This window comes from Devosia marina, from assembly GCF_009758415.1.
GTDB lineage: Bacteria > Pseudomonadota > Alphaproteobacteria > Rhizobiales > Devosiaceae > Devosia > Devosia marina.
Genome location: NZ_WQRF01000004.1, coordinates 71369 through 89913 on the forward strand (window position 1 = coordinate 71369; position 18545 = coordinate 89913).

General features: G+C 62.4%; 16 protein-coding genes and 1 pseudogene. 5 read left to right on the forward strand and 12 right to left on the reverse strand.

Annotation, left to right across the window (positions count from 1 at the left end):
* Positions 1-17: 17 nt before the first annotated feature.
* Both GO014_RS13650 and GO014_RS13655 read left to right on the forward strand, forming a co-directional pair.
* Positions 18-2684, forward strand: a complete 2667-nt coding sequence (locus GO014_RS13650) for a family 78 glycoside hydrolase catalytic domain (RefSeq protein ID WP_157290895.1) — start codon at positions 18-20, stop codon at positions 2682-2684.
* Positions 2685-2696: 12 nt separating this feature from the next.
* Complete coding sequence (locus GO014_RS13655; RefSeq protein WP_157290896.1) at positions 2697-5099, forward strand: glycoside hydrolase family 38 N-terminal domain-containing protein; 2403 nt, start codon at positions 2697-2699, stop codon at positions 5097-5099.
* Between the two features lie 108 nt (positions 5100-5207).
* Here GO014_RS13655 and pcaF read toward each other — a convergent pair whose 3' ends face one another.
* From pcaF to pcaD, 8 genes and pseudogenes are all read right to left on the reverse strand, one after another.
* Complete coding sequence (pcaF, locus tag GO014_RS13660; RefSeq protein ID WP_157290897.1) at positions 5208-6410, reverse strand: 3-oxoadipyl-CoA thiolase; 1203 nt, start codon at positions 6408-6410, stop codon at positions 5208-5210.
* A gap of 1 nt (position 6411) precedes the next feature.
* On the reverse strand, positions 6412-7083 hold the full coding sequence (locus GO014_RS13665) for a 3-oxoacid CoA-transferase subunit B (RefSeq protein ID WP_157290898.1): 672 nt from the start codon (positions 7081-7083) through the stop codon (positions 6412-6414).
* The gene (locus tag GO014_RS13670) at positions 7080-7802 is read right to left on the reverse strand and encodes a 3-oxoacid CoA-transferase subunit A (protein ID WP_157290899.1); all 723 of its coding nucleotides are present in this window, start codon (positions 7800-7802) and stop codon (positions 7080-7082) included. The genes GO014_RS13665 and GO014_RS13670 overlap by 4 nt, the downstream gene beginning before the upstream one ends.
* Before the next feature lie 162 nt (positions 7803-7964).
* The gene (locus GO014_RS13675) at positions 7965-8993 is read right to left on the reverse strand and encodes a 3-carboxy-cis,cis-muconate cycloisomerase (RefSeq protein WP_157290900.1); all 1029 of its coding nucleotides are present in this window, start codon (positions 8991-8993) and stop codon (positions 7965-7967) included.
* Between the two features lie 33 nt (positions 8994-9026).
* A pseudogene (gene pcaG, locus GO014_RS13680) lies at positions 9027-9638 on the reverse strand (protocatechuate 3,4-dioxygenase subunit alpha).
* Between the two features lies 1 nt (position 9639).
* Positions 9640-10386, reverse strand: a complete 747-nt coding sequence (pcaH, locus tag GO014_RS13685; protein WP_157290901.1) for a protocatechuate 3,4-dioxygenase subunit beta — start codon at positions 10384-10386, stop codon at positions 9640-9642.
* Positions 10383-10772 (reverse strand): 4-carboxymuconolactone decarboxylase, encoded by a 390-nt coding sequence (gene pcaC / locus GO014_RS13690; RefSeq protein ID WP_116588051.1) that lies wholly within the window; start codon positions 10770-10772, stop codon positions 10383-10385. Before pcaC ends, pcaH begins: the two co-directional genes overlap by 4 nt.
* Positions 10765-11556, reverse strand: coding sequence for a 3-oxoadipate enol-lactonase (gene pcaD / locus GO014_RS13695; RefSeq protein WP_157290902.1), 792 nt, complete (start codon positions 11554-11556; stop codon positions 10765-10767). The genes pcaC and pcaD overlap by 8 nt, the downstream gene beginning before the upstream one ends.
* Before the next feature lie 159 nt (positions 11557-11715).
* Here pcaD and pcaQ point away from each other — a divergent pair, with 159 nt between their 5' ends.
* Complete coding sequence (pcaQ, locus tag GO014_RS13700; RefSeq protein WP_165836774.1) at positions 11716-12639, forward strand: pca operon transcription factor PcaQ; 924 nt, start codon at positions 11716-11718, stop codon at positions 12637-12639.
* Between the two features lie 18 nt (positions 12640-12657).
* On the opposite strand, the gene GO014_RS13705 is transcribed toward pcaQ, so the two are convergent.
* Complete coding sequence (locus GO014_RS13705; RefSeq protein ID WP_246204632.1) at positions 12658-13530, reverse strand: helix-turn-helix domain-containing protein; 873 nt, start codon at positions 13528-13530, stop codon at positions 12658-12660.
* A gap of 51 nt (positions 13531-13581) precedes the next feature.
* Between GO014_RS13705 and pobA the strand changes: the two genes are divergently transcribed.
* Positions 13582-14739 (forward strand): 4-hydroxybenzoate 3-monooxygenase, encoded by a 1158-nt coding sequence (pobA, locus tag GO014_RS13710; RefSeq protein ID WP_157290903.1) that lies wholly within the window; start codon positions 13582-13584, stop codon positions 14737-14739.
* Positions 14740-14833: 94 nt separating this feature from the next.
* Here the strand turns inward: pobA and GO014_RS13715 are convergent, their stop codons facing one another.
* The 3 genes from GO014_RS13715 to GO014_RS13725 all read right to left on the reverse strand — a co-directional run bounded on the left by GO014_RS13715 (position 14834) and on the right by GO014_RS13725 (position 17803).
* On the reverse strand, positions 14834-15853 hold the full coding sequence (locus tag GO014_RS13715; RefSeq protein ID WP_157290904.1) for a TRAP transporter substrate-binding protein: 1020 nt from the start codon (positions 15851-15853) through the stop codon (positions 14834-14836).
* 88 nt (positions 15854-15941) lie between these two features.
* Positions 15942-17264 carry a TRAP transporter large permease gene (locus GO014_RS13720; RefSeq protein ID WP_157290905.1) on the reverse strand — a complete coding sequence of 441 codons (1323 nt, stop codon included), beginning with the start codon at positions 17262-17264 and terminating at the stop codon, positions 15942-15944.
* Entirely contained in the window at positions 17261-17803 is a 543-nt protein-coding gene (locus GO014_RS13725) for a TRAP transporter small permease (RefSeq protein WP_343030962.1), read from the reverse strand. Before GO014_RS13725 ends, GO014_RS13720 begins: the two co-directional genes overlap by 4 nt.
* Before the next feature lie 268 nt (positions 17804-18071).
* Between GO014_RS13725 and GO014_RS13730 the strand changes: the two genes are divergently transcribed.
* A complete protein-coding gene (locus tag GO014_RS13730) occupies positions 18072-18542 on the forward strand; it encodes a MarR family winged helix-turn-helix transcriptional regulator (protein ID WP_157290906.1) in 471 nt (156 codons plus the stop codon).
* Positions 18543-18545: the final 3 nt, after the last annotated feature.

The following is an 18545-nucleotide window of genomic DNA, read 5'->3' on the forward strand; positions in this document are numbered from 1 at the left end:
AGTACCTGATCGAGACCGTGACCAAACTGCGTCCCATCGCGCTCCGCTGCGAGCATCATGCTGCCCCCATGGGCCTCAATCGCCCGGCACCCCGGTTCGACTGGGCATTGGAGGGAGGTGGCCACAATCGCTGCCAGAGCGCCTTTCGATTGGTGGTTGGGGCGGGCGAGACAGTGCTGTGGGATAGCGGCAAGGTTCGGTCCTCCCGGACCCGGCAGATCGAATATGCCGGCGACGTGCTGGCGTCGGACATGCAGTGCGCCTGGACCGTCATGGTCTGGAATGAGGAGGATGCCGCATCGGACTGGGCGGACGCGCAGCATTTCCGCACCGGGCTGATGCAGCCGGAGGACTGGCAGGCGCAGTGGATCGCCCGCTATTTCGTGCTTCCGGCAGGGCGAGAAGCGCCCGCCGATAACACCTATGACAATCGCTGGCAGGCGCGGCCGGCCGATCATCTGCGGCGGGATTTTGCGACCGCGGAAAGACCGGTGCGCGCCACCGCCTATGTCTCTGCACTGGGTCTTTATGAACTCTATCTCAACGGTGAGCGGGTCGACGATGCGGTGATGGCGCCGGGCTGGACCGACTATCACCAGCGGGTGGAATATCAATCCTACGACGTGACCGATATGGTGGTGGCTGGCGCCAACACCATTGGCGCCCTTGTCGGCGAGGGGTGGTATTCGGGCCGTGTCGGGCACAACCAACGTCGCGCTGGCAATCATTATGGCGGCCGGCCTGCCCTACTTTGCCAGCTTCATCTAGAGTACGCCGATGGACGGATCGAAACCATCGTTTCCGACAAGCAGTGGACCACCAGCCAGGGACCGGTCTGCTACAGCGATTTCCTGATGGGCGAGCAATATGATGCACGCCTTGAGATGCCGGGCTGGACCGAGCCAGGATTTGATGCCTCGCGCTGGCAGCCGGTGGAGGTGTTCGCCCCCGATCCGCGCCCGCCGCATCTCGAAGCGAGCCGCGCACCGCAGGTGCGCGAGACCGTGCGATTTGAGGGGCGCTATCTGCGACAGGCTAAGACCGGCGGACACATCTATGATTTCGGGCAGAATATTGCCGGCTATGTCGCGCTGGAGCTGAGCGGAAAGGCCGGTGACCGGTTCACCCTGCGCCATGGCGAAGTCCTTGATGGCGAGGGCGAACTATATGTCGCCAATCTGCGCCATGCCGTAGCGACCGATCACTACATCGCCAAGGGGGAAGGCCGCGAGCATTTCAAGCCGCGTTTCACCTTCCATGGTTTCCGCTATGCCGAACTGACCCTGCCAGATGGTTCGTCTCCTGATGATGTGACCCTGACCGGCATTGCCATACATAATGACCTGCCTCGCACCGCGTCGATGCGCACCGGCTTGGATATGGTCAACCAGCTGCTGTCCAATATCGAGTGGAGTCAGCGCGACAATTTCATCTCGGTGCCTACCGACTGTCCGCAGCGCGACGAACGCTATGGATGGAGCGCGGACGCGCAGGTGTTCTGGAAGACGGCCGGCTATGTGATGGATGTCTCGGCTTTTCTCGAAAAGTGGTTCGAGGACATTGCCGAGGCGCAACTGCCCGATGGCGCCTTCACCGACGTGGCGCCTTCCAAGCCGCTCAACCCCTATAGGATTACCGCGCAACCGGGCGCGCCTGGCTGGGGCGACGCGCCGGTCATTCTCGCCTGGCAGCATTGGCTGCGCTATGGCGACAGGGCGCTGGTGGAAAAGCACTATGACCGCCTGGTCGCCTGGCTGAAACACATTGCCGATGCCAATCCGGACCATTTGCGCATCAATGCCGTCTACAACAATTATGGCGACTGGCTGAGTGTCGGCCCCGCCTCGGACCGCACCATGGTGGCAACGGCCTATTGGGTGCTGGTGGCCGACCTGATGGCAAAACTCTCCGGCGTAGCCGGGCGTGCCGATATGGTCGCGCATTACAAGGCGCAGGCCAAAGCCGTGCGCGCTGCGTTCATTGCGGCCTTTGTCGATGATGATGGCCGTATCACGGGCGATACGCAGACCGCGTATCTGCTGGCGCTCGATTTTGCGATCCTGCCCGCAGACCTGCACAGGAAAGCCGCCGCGCATTTGCTGCGCAAACTCGATGAAGCCGAAGGGCACTTGCAGACCGGGTTCCTGGGGGTGAAGCATCTTTGCCCAGTGCTGAGCGATATCGGGTCGCCGCAACGCGCCTATGACCTGCTTCTGAACGAGACCTATCCCAGTTGGGGCTTTTCCATTGCCCAGGGCGCCACCACGATCTGGGAGCGCTGGGATGGCTGGACGCGAGAAAACGGCTTTCAGAGCGCCAATATGAATTCGTTCAACCACTATGCCTATGGCGCGGTGGGTGAATGGCTCTATGCCCGCGTGGCCGGGATCGACTGGGATGAGGATGCCCCTGGCTTTTCTTCCATCCGCATGCGCCCGCTATTCGACAAGCGGCTGGGCTGGATAGAGGCGCATTACGATGCCCCCACCGGCCGGATCGAAAGCGCCTGGCGGATCGCTGGGGAGATCGTCACCTGGGACATCCGCATTCCGCCCAATTGCGCCGCGCGGATCGAATTGCCCCGAGCACCGCTCTCAATCCATGCGGGCGAGGCTGCCCTGCCCTTGACCGGCGCGACAACCACGCTCGGCTCGGGCCGCTATACACTGACAATCCCAATTTAGATCGAGAGTTTCATGACCGAAGCGAAGCGTCCGCTGCTGCACATGATCGGCAACGCCCATCTGGACCCCGTCTGGCTCTGGCGCTGGCAGGAGGGATGCGCTGAAGCCATCGGCACCTGCTGGGCAGCGATCGACCGCCTGCGCGAGGGTGAGGGGTTTATCTTCACCAAGGGCGAAGCGCATATCTATCGATGGATCGAAGAGCTGGAGCCGGCGCTTTTTGCCGAGATCAAGCGCTATGTCGATGAAGGCCGTTGGATCATCGTCAATGGCTGGTGGATCCAGCCCGATTGCAATGTTCCCAATGGGGAAAGCGTGATCCGACAGGCGCTCTATGGCAAAGCGTACTTCTTGGAGAAATTCGGGATCGAGCCGACGACCGGCTACAATGTCGACAGTTTCGGGCATCCCGGCACCTTTCCGATGCTGCTGCGTCATACCGGCTTTGCCAGCTACACCTTCATGCGGCCCGGCCCGCATGAAATGGACCTGCCCGGCGAACTGTTCACCTGGCAGTCACCGGATGGGTCTTCGCTGCCGGCCTTCCGCATCCAGGACGCCTACAACACCTCCAAGCGCTCGACGCCGCTATCGCCCAAGATCGATCAGCACTATGGCCATATGGACAAGCACGGACATGCGTTCATGTGCTTTTATGGCGTCGGCAATCACGGCGGAGCGCCGACCATCGACAATATCGAGGAGATCGAAAAGCGGATCGGGCGCGGGGAGGCCCTTGCCTACTCCGATCCTGAACGGTTCTTCCACGAAGTTGATACAAGCGGTTTGCCGGTGGTGGAAAGCGCCCTGCAATTCCACGCCATTGGCTGCTATTCGGTAGCTTCGTCTCTCAAAGCGCTCAATCGCAAAGCGGAAAGCCTACTGGAACAGGCAGAGGCGGCTTCAGCACTGGCCCACAGGGCCACGGGCATTTCCTATCCGGCCGAGCAGTTTGCGTCGCTCTGGCAGATCGTGCTGTTCAACCAGTTCCACGACACGCTGGGCGGCACCAGCATCGAGTCGGCCTGTCTGGACAGCGAACGCGAACTGGCGGGCGTCATTGCCGGTGCCGAAGCGCTGCTGAACGCTGCGGTGCGTCGTCTTGATGGCACCATTGCCCCGCCAATCGAACCGACCGACGCCACCTTCGTCGTGATGAATTTTGCGGGGACACCGTCGAACGGGCTGGTCGAGGCCGAGCCCTGGGTCGACAAGGACACGGAAACTCCCCGCTTGCTGCTCGATGAGGCGGGCATTTCCATTCCGTTCCAATATGTCGATCCGGCCGGCAAGACGACCGGCCTGCAGCGCCTCGCTTTTCCGCTCACTGTGCCGGCCTATGGATATCGCGTGCTGCGATTTGCGGCTGCCGATAAGGGCGTAAGCGCCCCCGGGGTCAGTTTCGGACAGCCCCACGCCGGGCCGCTGAAATTTGAAACCGATGGCTATCTGCTCGAACTGTGCCGCGAGACCGGCGCCATCACGCGGTTGGTCAATCTTAGCAATGGCGTTGAGCTCTTTTCTGGTCGCGGTCACCGCGGGGTGATTGTCGACGACCCAAGCGACACCTGGACCCATGGCACGGACCGCTTCGGTTTCGAGGGGCGGGACATGACCTTGGAAGGCGTGAAGCTGGTGGAGAGCGGCCTTGTGCGGACCACCATAGAAGTGACCGCCAGCCACGGCGCGTCCCGTCTCGTCACCACCATAATATTGCCGATGGACGGATCGTTACCCGTCGAACTACGGGTGGCGCTGGACTGGCGCGAACAGCGGAAACTGTTGCGCCTCGCCTATCCGCTGGGTGGGAAGGAATTCGAGTATGAGGTGGCAGGCGGCTGGGATAGCACCCCTGGCACGGGCCGCGAAGTGCCCGGACAGCGTTGGGTGCGTGTCAGCGCCGCAGCGCACGATGTCGCTTTGGTCAACGACGCCAAATATTCCTATGCGGCGCTGGACGGCACCCTCTACCTGACGGCTGTTCGTTCCCCGATCTTCGCCCATCACGACCCGATCCCGGCAGAGGATGGTGCGCGCTATCGCTATATGGACCAGGGAGAGCAAATGTTCTCGATCCTGCTGCAGGCCGCGCCGAAGCTCGACCGGCAAGAGGCTGCCACATTGGCAGAGCGCCTCAACAAGCCGCTGGTGACCACCCCGCATGTGAGCCGCGGCGGAACTGGCGATCATGCTGGACAATGGCAGCCTGTCGCAAGCGAAGGCGGCATGGTCACCGCGCTCAAGGGCGCAGAGGATGGAAATGCGCTGATTGCACGGGTTTTGGACTTGTCGGGCGATGGGGCAACTGTGGCGCTCGGCGCTGAGGCGGCGCGTGTGGCTCCACGCGGCATTGCCACCCTTCGACTGAGCGAGGACCAACTGGTTCAATGCGATGGAATGGAGCGGCCGGTCTAGGCCATTGCGGATGTTGCTGGAGCACCAGCTTCTGCGCCCCAAATCTTTCATGGGAGTGGGCTGGGGCGCAGGACCAAAACGCCGGATTTCACCGTCTATCCCAGGCTTCTAGGCACGTTCGAGGCCGATGGCGATGCCCTGCCCCACACCGATGCACATGGTTGCCAGCCCCCGCCGCTTGCCGGAAAGGCTGAGTTCGAGCGCCGCCGTGCCGGTGATGCGGGCGCCGCTCATGCCGAGCGGATGCCCGAGGGCTATGGCGCCGCCATTGGGGTTCACGCGGGGATCGTCCTCGGCAATGCCCAGATCGCGCAAGACGGCGATGCCCTGGCTGGCAAAGGCCTCGTTGAGTTCGATCACATCGAAATCGGCCTGGGTTAGTCCCAGGCGCGCGAACAGTTTCTTGCTGGCGGGCGCCGGGCCCATGCCCATGATGCGCGGCGGTACGCCGGCGGTGGCGCCGCCCAGAATGCGGGCAATGGGCGTCAGGCCATGCTTTTTTGCGGCCGCTTCCGAAGCGATGATCAGCGCAGCCGCGCCGTCATTGACGCCCGAAGCATTGCCGGCGGTGACGGTGCCATTGGGGAACAGCGCCTTGAGCTTGGCCAGGGTCCCGACAGTGGTGCCGGCGCGCGGATGCTCGTCGGTATCGACCACGACCGGGTCGCCCTTGCGCTGCGGGATGGTGACAGGAGTAATTTCCTGCGCCAGCCGTCCGGTCTGCTGTGCGGCCACGGCGCGCTCCTGGCTGCGAACCGCAAATTCGTCCTGTGCCTCGCGGCTGACGCCGAATTCCTGCGCCACATTCTCGCCGGTCTCGGGCATGGAATCTGTGCCATGCAGCTTGTCCATCAGCGGGTTGACGAAGCGCCAGCCAATGGTGGTGTCGTAGATTTCGGCATTGCGCGAAAATGCGGTAGTCGCCTTGGGCATGACGAAGGGAGCCCGGCTCATGGACTCGGTGCCGCCGGCGATGATGAGGTCCGCTTCACCCGACTTGATCGCGCGCGCCGCGGTGATCACCGCATCCATGCCCGAGCCGCAGAGCCGGTTGATGGTGGTACCGGTGACGCCGACCGGCAGGCCCGCCAGCAGCGCACTCATGCGGGCGACATTGCGGTTTTCTTCGCCAGCGCCATTGGCATTGCCGAAGATGACGTCGTCGACGGCTTCCCAGTCCACCGATGCGTGCTCGGCCATCAGCGCCTTGAGGGGGATGGCGCCGAGGTCATCGGGACGAACAGCGGAGAGTGAACCGCCAAAGCGGCCGATGGGGGTGCGCTTATAGGCGCAAATAAAAGCTTCGGTCATCTCACAGCTCCGGGGCGACGAGGTCGCCGATCTGGTCGGGCAGCACCAGTTCGGCGCCGGTCACGGCCTGCAGTTCCGCAACGCTCATCGTGGGCAGCTTTTCGCGCAGCACGAAGCGTTCATCTTCAATGTCCAGGACCGCCAGGCTGGTATAGACGCGGGTGACGCAACCCACCCCGGTCAGCGGCAGGGCGCAGCGCTTGACCAGCTTGGGCCGTCCATCCTTGGTGACATGGTCCGTGATGACGGCCACGCGCTTGGCGCCATGCACCAGATCCATCGCCCCGCCCACCGCCGGCACACCCTTGGGGCCGGTCGACCAGTTGGCGAGGTCGCCATTTTCGGCCACTTCATAGGTCCCCAGGATCGCCACATCGAGATGCCCGCCGCGCACCATGCCGAAGCTGTCGGCGTGATGGAAGAAGGCGGCGCCGGGCCGAAGCGTGATCGCTTTCTTGCCGGCATTGATGAGGTCCCAGTCCTCCTCGCCGGGCGCGGGGGCTTCACCGAAATTGAGCACGCCATTTTCGGTATGGAAGATGGCCTGCTTGCCGGGCGGCTGGAACTTGGCGACCATTTCGGGGAAGCCGATGCCTAGGTTCACATAGGCACCGTCCTCGATGTCCTGCGCGGCGCGCCAGGCGATCTGGGCGTTGGAAAGCTTGCTGGTCATGCGTAGGCCACTCCCTCGCGCATCAGCGCTTCTTCCTGTTTCGGATCGCTGACCTGAACAATGGCATCGACAAAAATACCGGGGGTCACGACATGCTCGGGATCGATGTCACCGGGCTGGACGATCTTGGTCGCCTGCACGATGGTTTTGGCGGCAGCGGCGGCCATCAGTGGCGAGAAATTGCGGGCCGCCTTGCGGTAAGTCAGATTGCCCAGTGTATCGGCCAGTTCGGCCTTGAGGATGGCGACGTCGGCTTTGAGCCAGCGTTCCTGCACATAGTGCTTACCATCGAACTCGGCCACCGGCTTGCCCTTGGCCACATCGGTGCCATAGCTGGCCGGCGTGTAAAAGGCCGGAATACCAGCGCCGGCGGCGCGGATGCGCTCGGCCAAGGTGCCCTGCGGCACCAGTTCGAGTCCGATTTCGCCGGCGAGATATTTCTCTGTGAACGCGCGCGGATCGGCGGAACGGGGGAATGAGCAGATCATCTTTCCCACCATGCCCGCGTCGATCATGGCGGCAATACCGATGCGGCCATTGCCGGCATTGTTGTTGACGATCGTGAGGTTCTTAGGGCTGCCGTTGGCCTTGAAGCGGTCGATCAGCGCATGAATCAACTCGATCGGCGCGCCGGAACCGCCGAAGCCGCCCACCATAACCACCATGCCATCCTCAATACCGGCAATCGCCGCTTCGAGGTCCGGGACTGTCTTGTCCATAGATCAACCATCCTTTCCGGTCTGGGGCGCAAGCCTGTTTTGACAGCATGGGCGTCACAACGGAAATGAAATGCGCGACACGATTTATAGTCCAGGAGTTATCGCTTGACGATAAATTGCCGCGGATCTGCCAGAAACACGCTGTTTCGATAACCTGAACGATCAGGCGAGGCGCAGTTGCTGCAGCAGATTTTCGGCCAGCCGCAGACTTGCACCGGTATTGACCAGCATGGGAGGAAGGGTCAGCCATTCCAGCGTCCAGGCGGTACCGGAACGTTCGTTCTCATGCAGTTGGGCCTGCGCCAGCGTGCCGGACAGACCGGCATTGAAGCGACCCAAAGCGACCAGCACCTCGGCATTGACCGGGTTGGATTTGTGCGCCATGGCCGAGGAGCCACCGCCGCCCTCCAGCCGCACTGCGGCGATTTCGTTCTGCGCCAGCAGCGTCACATCGACACCCAGCTTGCCAAGGGCACCGGTGATCTGTGTGAGCAGGCCACCCAAGGCGATGATCGGGTCGCGTGTTGCCTGCCAGGGTGTAGCGAGTCCCAGGTCGAGGCGTTTCGCCATTCTGGCCGCGATGGCATTGCCATGCTCACCAAAGCTGGCCCTGTCGCCCACCGGGCCGCCGAGCTGAATGACCAGCAGGCTCCGCCGCAGGCTGGCGATGACCTGCAATTGGCGCTTGAGGGGTTCGGACCAACTGGCCAGCTTGGCGCCCCAGGTGGTGGGCAGCGCCACCTGCATGCGGGTGTGTGCCATCAACTCACGCGACCCATGCGCTTTGCCCAACGCGTCAAGCTGGTCGAGCAATCCGGTCAAGCGCGCTTCATAGACGTCGAAGATACGCGCCAGTTGCAGCATCAAGGCGGTGTCGACGACATCCTGGCTGGTGGCACCCTTGTGCAAGGCAGCCCGATGAGGCTCGGGCAATTGCGCTTTCAATTGCTTCACCAGAGCGGGAACGACTACGCCGTCCTGCGCCATTCCGGCTTCAAGACCGGGCCAATCCGGCTCGTACCCCTCAATCGCCTGGCCAATTGCGGTGGCGGCCGCTTCTCCGATCCAGCCGGTCTCAGCGCTTGCCTCGGCCAGGGCGCGCTCGAACGCCAGCATGGCGTCAAGCTGGGCAGCGTCGGAGAGCAGGGCTTCGACTTCAGGATCGCCAGCAAGCGTGGAGAGAAGGGTCATCGCTTTTCCGTTGTTGTGGAGCGCCAACACCCCTCACATATCGAAGAACACGGTTTCCTTGTCGCCCTGCAAGTGAATGTCGAGGGTGTAGGTGGCGCCGTCGCGTTTGGCGATCAGGGTTTCGCGGCGGCGCTTGTCCATGATCTAGTTCAGCACGAAATCGGTCTCATTGGCTTCGGCCTCGTCCTCGAAATAGAGCCGGGTCTGCAGGCCAATATTGATGCCGCGCGCCACGATCCAGAGAGCGATATGGGGCGCCATCAGCTTGCCATCGGGACCGGGAACGCGGCCAGGCTTGATGGTTTCGAACGTGGCAACACCCGCTTCACTCAGCGGCTGGCGGCCCCAGCCGGTAAAGGCCGGCGCGGCATTGGAATTGGGGGCGGTGGGCCCAACGAAATTGCCGCTGGCATCGGCTTGCCAGATCTCCACCACGCCATCGAACAGCGGCACGCCGACGCCATCGAAGACGCGGACCGCCAAATTGATGCGCTCGCCCTCGACAGCGCCATTGATCATGGTCTTGCCGAGGTCCTGAGGAATGACCCCGGTGATGTCGCAGAAATTCGGCGTCATGCCGATATGGACATAAGGGCCGGCAGTCTGGGACGGGGTTTCTTTCAGGGTCGGGGTGGGGTGCAGCATGTCAGTTCCCCTCCAGCTTGTTTTCAAACATGGTCGAACGGCGGCCGCGCAACACGATATCGAAACGATAGCACAGGGCATCCATGGGCGTGGTGTTGAGGCGGTCGAGCCGGGCGGTCAACTGGTCGATCGCCGCCTTATCGTTGATGGTGGCAACGATCGGGCATTGCCAGATCATCGGGTCGCCCTCGAAATACATCTGGGTGATCAGGCGCTGGGCGAAGGCATGGCCGAAGACCGAGAAGTGGATATGGGCGGGGCGCCAGTCATTGCCGGTATTGGGCCAGGGATAGGCGCCGGGCTTGATGGTGCGGAAGTGATAAAAGCCGTTGTCGTCGGTGATCGAGCGGCCGAAACCGCCGAAATTGGGATCGAGCGCGGCAATGTAGCCTTCCTTTTTGTGGCGGTAGCGGCCACCGGCATTGGCCTGCCAATATTCGACCAGCGTATTGGGCACGGGCCGCGCATTTTCGTCGAGCACCTGGCCATAAACGACCATGCGCTGGCCGATGGCGTCGGTGCCGTCCTGGCTGAAATTGCGGATCAGGTCGTTGTCGAGCGCGCCAAGCTTTTCGTGACCGAAGGTCGGGCCGGTCATTTCCGATTGGGTGGGGCCAAGCGAGAGCAGGCTGTGTCTTGGGGCGCGGAACGTCGTCGACTTGTAGCCCGGTGTATCGGCCTTGGGGTGCCAGTCGCGATCGCGCTGGAACAGCTGGCCGTCAGCCCCGGGTAGAATGATGCCGCTCATGGGGCCGTCTCCTCACGTTTTGCCAATTCGTGCTTGGCGATCTTGTAGGCACTATTGGCGGCAGGCACGCCCGCATAGACGGCAACGTGCAACAGCAATTCCTTGATATCATCCTCGGTGGCGCCGGTATTGACCGTGGCGCGCACATGCATGGCGAATTCTTCCTCATGGCCCAGCCCGGCCAGCAGGGCCAGGGTCACGATGGAGCGTTCGCGCTTGGAAAGGCCCGGACGCGACCAGACCGAGCCCCAGGCCCCCTCGGTGATAAAGGTCTGAAAGGCGTCATCGAGTTCTGTGGTCTTTGCGGCGGCCTTGTCGACATGACCGTCGCCCAGAACTGCGCGGCGGGTCGCCATGCCGCGATCGAACAATGACGTATCAGCCATGGTCGGCCTCCTTGAGAAAGTCCTGGATCAGATCAGCCAGGCGGGCCGGCTGCTCGATGGATGGAATATGGCCGATCCCGTCGAGCACTTCGAAACGCGAACCGGGTATGGCCGTGCAGTTGCGCACCAGTTCGACCGGGGCCGCCAGATCGGCGTCGCCCGCCACGATCAGCGTTGGCGCCCGGATCTGCGCAATGTCTGCGCCCAGATCGGTGTCGCGCAGCGTGGCGCAGGTATTGGCGTAGCCAAGGGGATTGGTGCGCAGGAAGAGATTTCGCCAGCCGGCCAGCTCATCGGGGCGGTGCCGGCGAAAATCGGGGCTGAACCAGCGCTCCATGACCGGATCGGCCATGGATTCCAGGCCCTTGGAGCGGGCCGTCTCAATACGGGCCGCCCACATGGCCGCATCGCCCATGCGCGGGGCTGTGCAGCACAGGACGAGTGCCGCAACGCGGTGCGGCGCGCGCAGCGCCAGGCCCTGCGCGATCAGCCCGCCAATGGATACGCCGATCACCGTACCTTCATCGAGGCGCAGCTCGTCGAGCAGGCCTTCAAGATCATTGAGGTGATCGTCCAGGGTATAATCACCTTCGGGCGCGTCGCTCAGGCCATGGCCGCGCTTGTCGTAGGAGAGACAACGAAAGCGATCGGAAAATGTGGCGATCAGGGCATCCCAGATGCGCGCATCGGTGCCCAGCGAATTGACAAAGACCAGCGGCGGGGCACCCTCGGGGCCCGTCAGGCGGTAATGCAGCAAAGTGCCGCTGATACGGACAAATGGCATGGCTTCCTCTTGCCCTTGATTTAAGGGACAGCCAGCGCCGGTGTAAAATGATATGTCCGACCTATACGATAACTCCGAGATTATTGAATTTGCGCTTGTTGCGCAATTTTTGCTATCAAATTGGTATATGGCATAACCGGAAACGCAATGTCACCGCGCATTATCGATCCTCGTATTCGCCTTCGGCACATCGCCTGCTTCCTTGAGGTGGCGCGGTTGCGCTCCATGGCCGGGGCCGCCGAGGCGCTCAATATCAGCCAGCCTGCTGCCACCAAGACGATTCAGGAGCTCGAAGCCCTGTTGGGCGGGCAATTGTTCGATCGCAGCCGGCGCCGATTATCCCTGACAGCCTTTGGCGAAGTGTTTTTCCGCTATGCCTCGACCAGCATCGCGGCCTTGCGCCAGGGGATCGATGCGGCGCGGGGGACGCATGACACGGCCATGGTGCGGGTTGGCGCCCTGCCCACAGTATCGGCGCGCATGCTGCCCGATGCCGTGCGCGCCTTTACCGAGGACAATGGCGGGGTGAAAACTCGCATCATTACCGGCCCCAATGGTTATTTGCTCTCGCTATTGCGCACCGGCGATGTCGATCTGGTGATCGGCCGCATGGCCGAACCCAATGCCATGGTGGGCCTCAGCTTCGAGCATCTTTATTCGGAGCGCGTGGTGCTGGCAGTGCGGCCCGGACACCCAGTGCTCGACGAACCCGAGTTCAATCTCAGGCTGATTGAGCACTACCAGACACTGATGCCCACACCGGATTCGGTGATCCGCCCGGTGGTGGAGCGCATCCTGCTGGCCCATGGTGTGACGCAATTGCGCGATGAGATCGAGACCGTGTCCAATGCCTTTGGCCGCTCTTATGTCCGCCAGACCGAGGCCATCTGGATCATTTCCGAGGGGGTGGTGGCCGACGATGTCGCCGAGGGCCGGCTGGCGCTGCTGCCAGTGGATACCAGCGAAACACTGGGACCGGTGGGCTTTACCACCCGCACCGACACCCCGACATCGCTGTCTACAGCGAGCCTCATGCAGTCCGTGCGGGCCGTTGCCGAACGCTTGCGGAAAGACGGCAATTGAGGCGTCTCGGCATGCGCCCTAGTGCCGCCGCATCTGCTCGCGCAGGGCCGCTGGCGGGAGGCCGAACATGCGGGTGATGAAACGGGAAAAATAGGCTGGATCGTCATAGCCTAGGTCGGCCCCGATCTGCTTGATGGTCAAGTTTGAAAACAGCAATTGCCGCCGCGCTTCGAGCGCGACGCGCTGTTCGATGACATCAAGGGCGGAGCGGCCAAGTCGCTGCCGGCAGAGGCGATTGAGATGGGTGTGGCTGATGCCCACCGCGTCCGCGTAATCGGCCACGCGGCGCGACAGGCGGAATTGCTGTTCGACGAGATCGCGAAACCGCGCCACCAGATGAGCGGCCCGGCCAGTGTCTTGCGGCGGCGTGGCCGCGACATCGGCGCGCCGCAACGCGACCAGCAAGAGCATGAGATGGGCGCGCATGGCCAAGTCATGGCCGGCTCCCGGCCGGTCTGCCTCGGCGGTCAAACGGCCCAGCGCCATGGCGACCTCCTGGCAATTGCGATGGATCACCATGGCCTGCGGGCGCGGCAGGCCCAGCCCGACAATGTCGCGCTCCATCAGCGTGACCACCATGCCTCGCACATCGGTGCTGAAGGCATAGCCATGCACGGTTCCCGCGGTCACCACCGCAATGCTCTCGGGCAGCAACAGATGATCGTCGCCATCCAGCGTCATCTCAGCTTGCCCCGCGGTGAGATAGAGCACCTGGAAGAACTGGTCGTGCCGGTGTGGGGCGATGCGATAATCGTGCAGGCGGCTGCGGGCCTGGATGGTTTCCCAGTGCAACCAGTCCTGCCGCGCCTCCCCATCGGTTTCACCGTATAGCGCATAGGTCGGGATCGAGTTCATGTTCAGATAGTGCAAGAGATTGCGTGGTCTGTCCATTCACGGCGACCCGCTGCACGCGCATCATGGTGGCAAAAAGTGGAGGAGCGAATGCGCACTCAAGTCGCCATTATCGGCGCGGGCCCGGCCGGCCTCATGCTAGGCCGCCTGCTGGACCTTGCCGGCATCGACAATGTCATCATTGAACGCAAGAGTGCCGACTATGTGCTCGGGCGCATCCGCGCCGGTGTTCTGGAGCAAGGCTCTGTCGATCTGATGGAGCGGGCGCAGGTGGCTGGCAGGCTCAGAGCGGAGGGCCTCATCCATCACGGCACCGACCTCTCGTTTGACGGCGACCGGCTGCGGATCGACTTTACGGGGCTGGTTGGCAAGCACGTCACCGTTTACGGGCAGACCGAGGTCACGCGCGACCTGATGGAGGCCCGGCAGGGCAACACCATCTATGAGGCGGGCAATGTCGCGATCCATGATTTCGACGGCAACCCCGCTGTCAGCTGGGAGCGGGACGGGGTCACCCATCGGCTCGATTGCGACTATATTGCCGGATGCGATGGCTATCACGGTGTCAGCCGGGCCAGCGTGCCGCAAGAAGCGCTGACCACTTTTGAGCGCACTTACCCCTTTGGCTGGCTGGGCATTCTGGTCGACAAACCGCCTGTCGCGCATGAGCTGATCTATGCGCATCACGAACGCGGATTTGCGTTGTGCTCCCAGCGTTCGAACACACGCAGCCGCTATTATGTGCAGGTGCCGACTGACGAAAAGGTCGAGAACTGGAGTGATGACCGGTTCTGGGACGAGTTGCGTCTTCGTCTCAATCCGGAAACGGCAGAGGCCCTGCAGACGGGGCCGTCAATCGAGAAATCCATTGCCCCGCTGCGGAGTTTCGTGGCCGAGCCGCTGCGCTTCGGCAAGCTGTTCCTGGCTGGGGATGCGGCCCATATCGTGCCGCCGACCGGGGCCAAGGGGCTCAATCTGGCAATGAGCGATGTGGCCATTCTGGCCGATGCCATGATCGAGCTTTATGCCGAAAAGTCTGCGGCAGGAATCGACAATTATTCGCAGCGGGCGCTAGCGCGCATCTGGAAGGCAGAACGCTTCAGCTGGTGGATGACGAGCCTGTTGCACACTTTTCCCGAAACCGGCCGGTTCGGGCGCCGTATCCAGCGGGCCGAGTTCGACTATCTCAGCGGTTCACATGCGGCCCAGCAGGTGCTGGCGGAAAATTATGTCGGACTGCCAGCCTAGCGGACACGTGCCGGTCTGCTGAGCGAGGAAAGGGGACAAAAAATGGCCCGGTCGATTTCCCGACCGGGCCATTTTTCTTGCTTGAAAAGGCCGATTACATCTCGGCGGCGACGGCGGCGCGGGCCGCATCGAGCAGAGACTGACCGTCGATCCCCTGGCCGTCCATGTCGGCAAGCCAGCGATCCACAACCGGCCCGGCCGCTTCGATCCAGCGGGCGGTTTCGGCTTCGTCGAGCTGAACGACATTATTGCCGGCATTGACGGCAATCGAGAGGCCGGTGGCGTCGCCATTATCCATGACGCGGCCGAACATGCGCGAGGTCTCGAGGCCGGAATTGGCGTCGATCACGGCCTTCAGATCGTCGGGCAGGTTGTTGTAGCTGTCCATGTTCATCACGAAGCCGAAGGTCTGGGTGTAAAGACCGTACTGGCTAGTGAAGCCGGTGTGGTTCTGCACCAGCTCGGCGACGCGCAGGGACGGCGTCACTTCCCAGGGAATGGTGGTGGCGTCGATCACGCCCTTGGACAGGGCCTCGGTCACCTGCGGCACCGGCATGCCGATCGGCTCAGCGCCGAGTTCAGCCAACATGTCGGAAATGATGCGCGAACCGCCACGCACCTTCATGCCATTGAGATCTTCCAGGCTCGTGACCGGCTCCTTGGAGTGGAACAGACCCGGGCCGTGGGTGTGCAGGGCGATGACATGCACGCCGGCGAATTCGTCAGCCGAGTTTTCCTGCACATAGTTGTAGAAGGCCGCCGAGCCCACTTCACCGTTGGGGATCATGAAGGGCAGCTCGAACACTTCCGACTTGGGGAAGCGGCCGGGCGTGTAGCCGAGCACGGTCCAGATGATGTCGACAACGCCGTCCTTGGCCTGGTCGAACAGCTCCGGGGGAGCGCCACCGAGCTGCATGGCCGGGTAGAGCTCGAACTTGATGCGGCCGTCCGATTCATCGGAAACCTTGGCGGCCCAGGGCTCGATGGCCTGTGCCGGAATGGTTGCCTGGGCAGGCAGCATCTGGTGAATGCGCAGGGTGACTTCCTGGGCAAAGGCAGTGGTGGACATGGCGAGCGCAGCCAGCGCCCCCATTACCAGGCTCTTGGTCTTCATCGGGTATCCCTCCCTCGTCATGGCCATGTTTGGCCGGTTGAGTGTCCCAGCCTGGCTCCAGCGGAACCAGGCCGGAACAGGTTCTTACCTAGTAGAGCATCCAGACCAGCCACAAAGTAACGGGCGGGAAGGCTACCAGGATTGCGGTGCGGACCATGTCGCTGGCCACGAAGGGCAACACGCCGCGATAGGTGTCGGACAGGCGCGTTCCGGGCGCCATGGAATTGATGATGAACAGGTTCATGCCCACTGGTGGGGTAATCAGGCCGACTTCCACCACGATCAGCACGATGATGCCGAACCAGATGCCGAATTCATCGGGCGTCAGGCCGAAATCGAGCACGGACATCATCGGGAAGATGATCGGCACGGTCAGCAGAATCATGGAGAGCGAGTCCATTACGCACCCCATGACCAGATAGAAGATCAGCACCAGGATCATCACGATCCAGGGATTGAACCCCTGTTCGCCAACCCAGGCCGCCAGGACCTGGGGCACCTGGGACAGCGCCAGGAAACTGTTGAGGGCCGCGGCGCCGAGCACGATGAGGAAAATCATGGCGGTGGCGCTGGCCGTGGCCAGGCACGCCTGCACGATCGATTTGCGATCCAGGCTGCGAGCCGCCAGGGCGATCAGGAAGGTGCCAGCGGCGCCCACGGCCGCAGCCTCGGTCGGTGTGAAGATGCCGGCATAGATGCCGCCGATCACCGCCACGAACACCGCCAGGACCGGCCAGGTCTTGGCCAGTTCGCGGAACCGCCGGCCATAGGGCAGCCTTTCGCGCACGCCGCCGGATCCGGGCACCATGCGGACATAGAGCATGATGACGATGATGTAGCCGATGGCGGCCAGTATCCCCGGCACGAAGGCGCCCATGAAGAGCTTGGCGATGTTCTGCTCGGTCAGTACCGCGAAGATCACCAGGATGATCGAGGGCGGAATGAGAATGCCCAGCGTGCCGCCTGCAGCAACCGTGCCGGTCGAAAGTGCGCCCGAATAGCCGTATTTCTTGAGTTCGGGCAGGGCCACCTGCCCCATGGTGGCGGCCGTGGCCAGGGAGGAGCCACAAATGGCGCCGAAGCCGGCGCTGGCCCCGATTGCCGCCATGGCCACGCCGCCCCGCTTATGACCAAGCCAGGCCGCAGCCGCATTGAACAGGCCGGAGGACAGGCCGCCCAGCGTGGCGAACTGGCCCATGAGCAGGAATAGCGGTACGACGGAGAGCGAATAGGAGGCGTAGGTGGAATAGGTCAGATTCTTGAACTGGGCCGAGACAGGGTTGAAGCTGCCGGTGATCAACCAGCTGCCGAACACACCAACGCCCAGCATGGCCAGGCCAATGGGCACGCGCAGAAAGATCAGGACAAGAACGAGCGGCAGGCCGAGAAAGCCAAGCATCAAGGGGGTCATACTTCGGCTCCCGCCTGCTTGGGTTCGGCTTCACCCTTAATGGCATAGCTGAGCGAGCGGCCCAGCACATAGACAGCTACTACCGCCATCACGACGGCGCCGACAAAGGCCATCGCATAGGCCCAGCTCAGCGGGAAGCGCAGCAATAGCGTGGTCTCGCGATAGGCGAACTTGTCCATCATGCCAAAGTAGAGGCGCCAGGCGATGAACCAGGACGCCGCCAGCATCATGATGTCGGTGATCACCAGGATCCAGCTATTGACGCGCAGGCCGAAGCTGTCGGTGACCAGCGCAACCAAAGCGTGGCTGCGCGTGAGATGGGCCCAGGGCATGAAAGCAAAGATCGCAAAGCCCATGCCGATGGAGACCAGCTCATAGTCGCCGGTGATTGGCTTAAGACCGACAAACAGAAGGGCGCGGCCGATGATGCTGACCACAATCATGCCGACCATGGCCAGCAAGACCAAGCCGCCGGCGATCGCCATCAACCGCGCCATTCCCACTATGAATCGCCCCAACAGGGACTCGTCTCTAAACACGCAGGTCTCCCCCCTTGTATCATACCGGTTTTAGGACTTCGAGCGCGGTCAAGTAAAATGACAAATGCCAGCCATCTCATAACAGCCAGATTATACATTTTTGCGATTATAGCGATCAAACACCGAAGCTTTCCGTATGTTCGATAACCGAATGGCATGGAACTGTCCGCACGATCCGTTTCGTTCGGCTGAGTTTTCCCATGCATTCACGCGCTATGCCCGCATGTCTGCTTGCCTTCCTGAACCGCCTCGCTACGGTCGCATAACCATGCGTCGAAACAAGACCAATCCACCTGCGCCCACCGAGGGCGACACCGCGTTGCGAACGGATGCGACAACCTCACTTGTCGGTTACCGGCTGCGCCGCGCCCAGCTCAGCGTGTTCCAGAAATTTCTTGCCGTCTTCGATGAACTGAAATTGCGGCCGGCGGAATTTTCGGTGCTGGTGCTGATCGACGATAACCCGGGCCGCAAGCAAACGGAAATTGCCGAGGTCCTGGGTATCAAGCGGGCCAATTTCGTGACGCTGGTGCACGGGCTGGAAGAGCGCGGCCTGGTGGAACGCGTTCCATCGCTGGAGGACAAGCGCGCCAATGCGCTGCATCTAACAGCAGAAGGAAAGGCGTTCCTGACCCAGGCCCAGGCCCGGCATGCCCAGCTCGAAGAGGAAACCGTGGCCCAGCTCGGCGGGCCGGCTGCGCGGGCGCAATTGCTGGCGCTGCTGGATCGCCTGATCTGACCC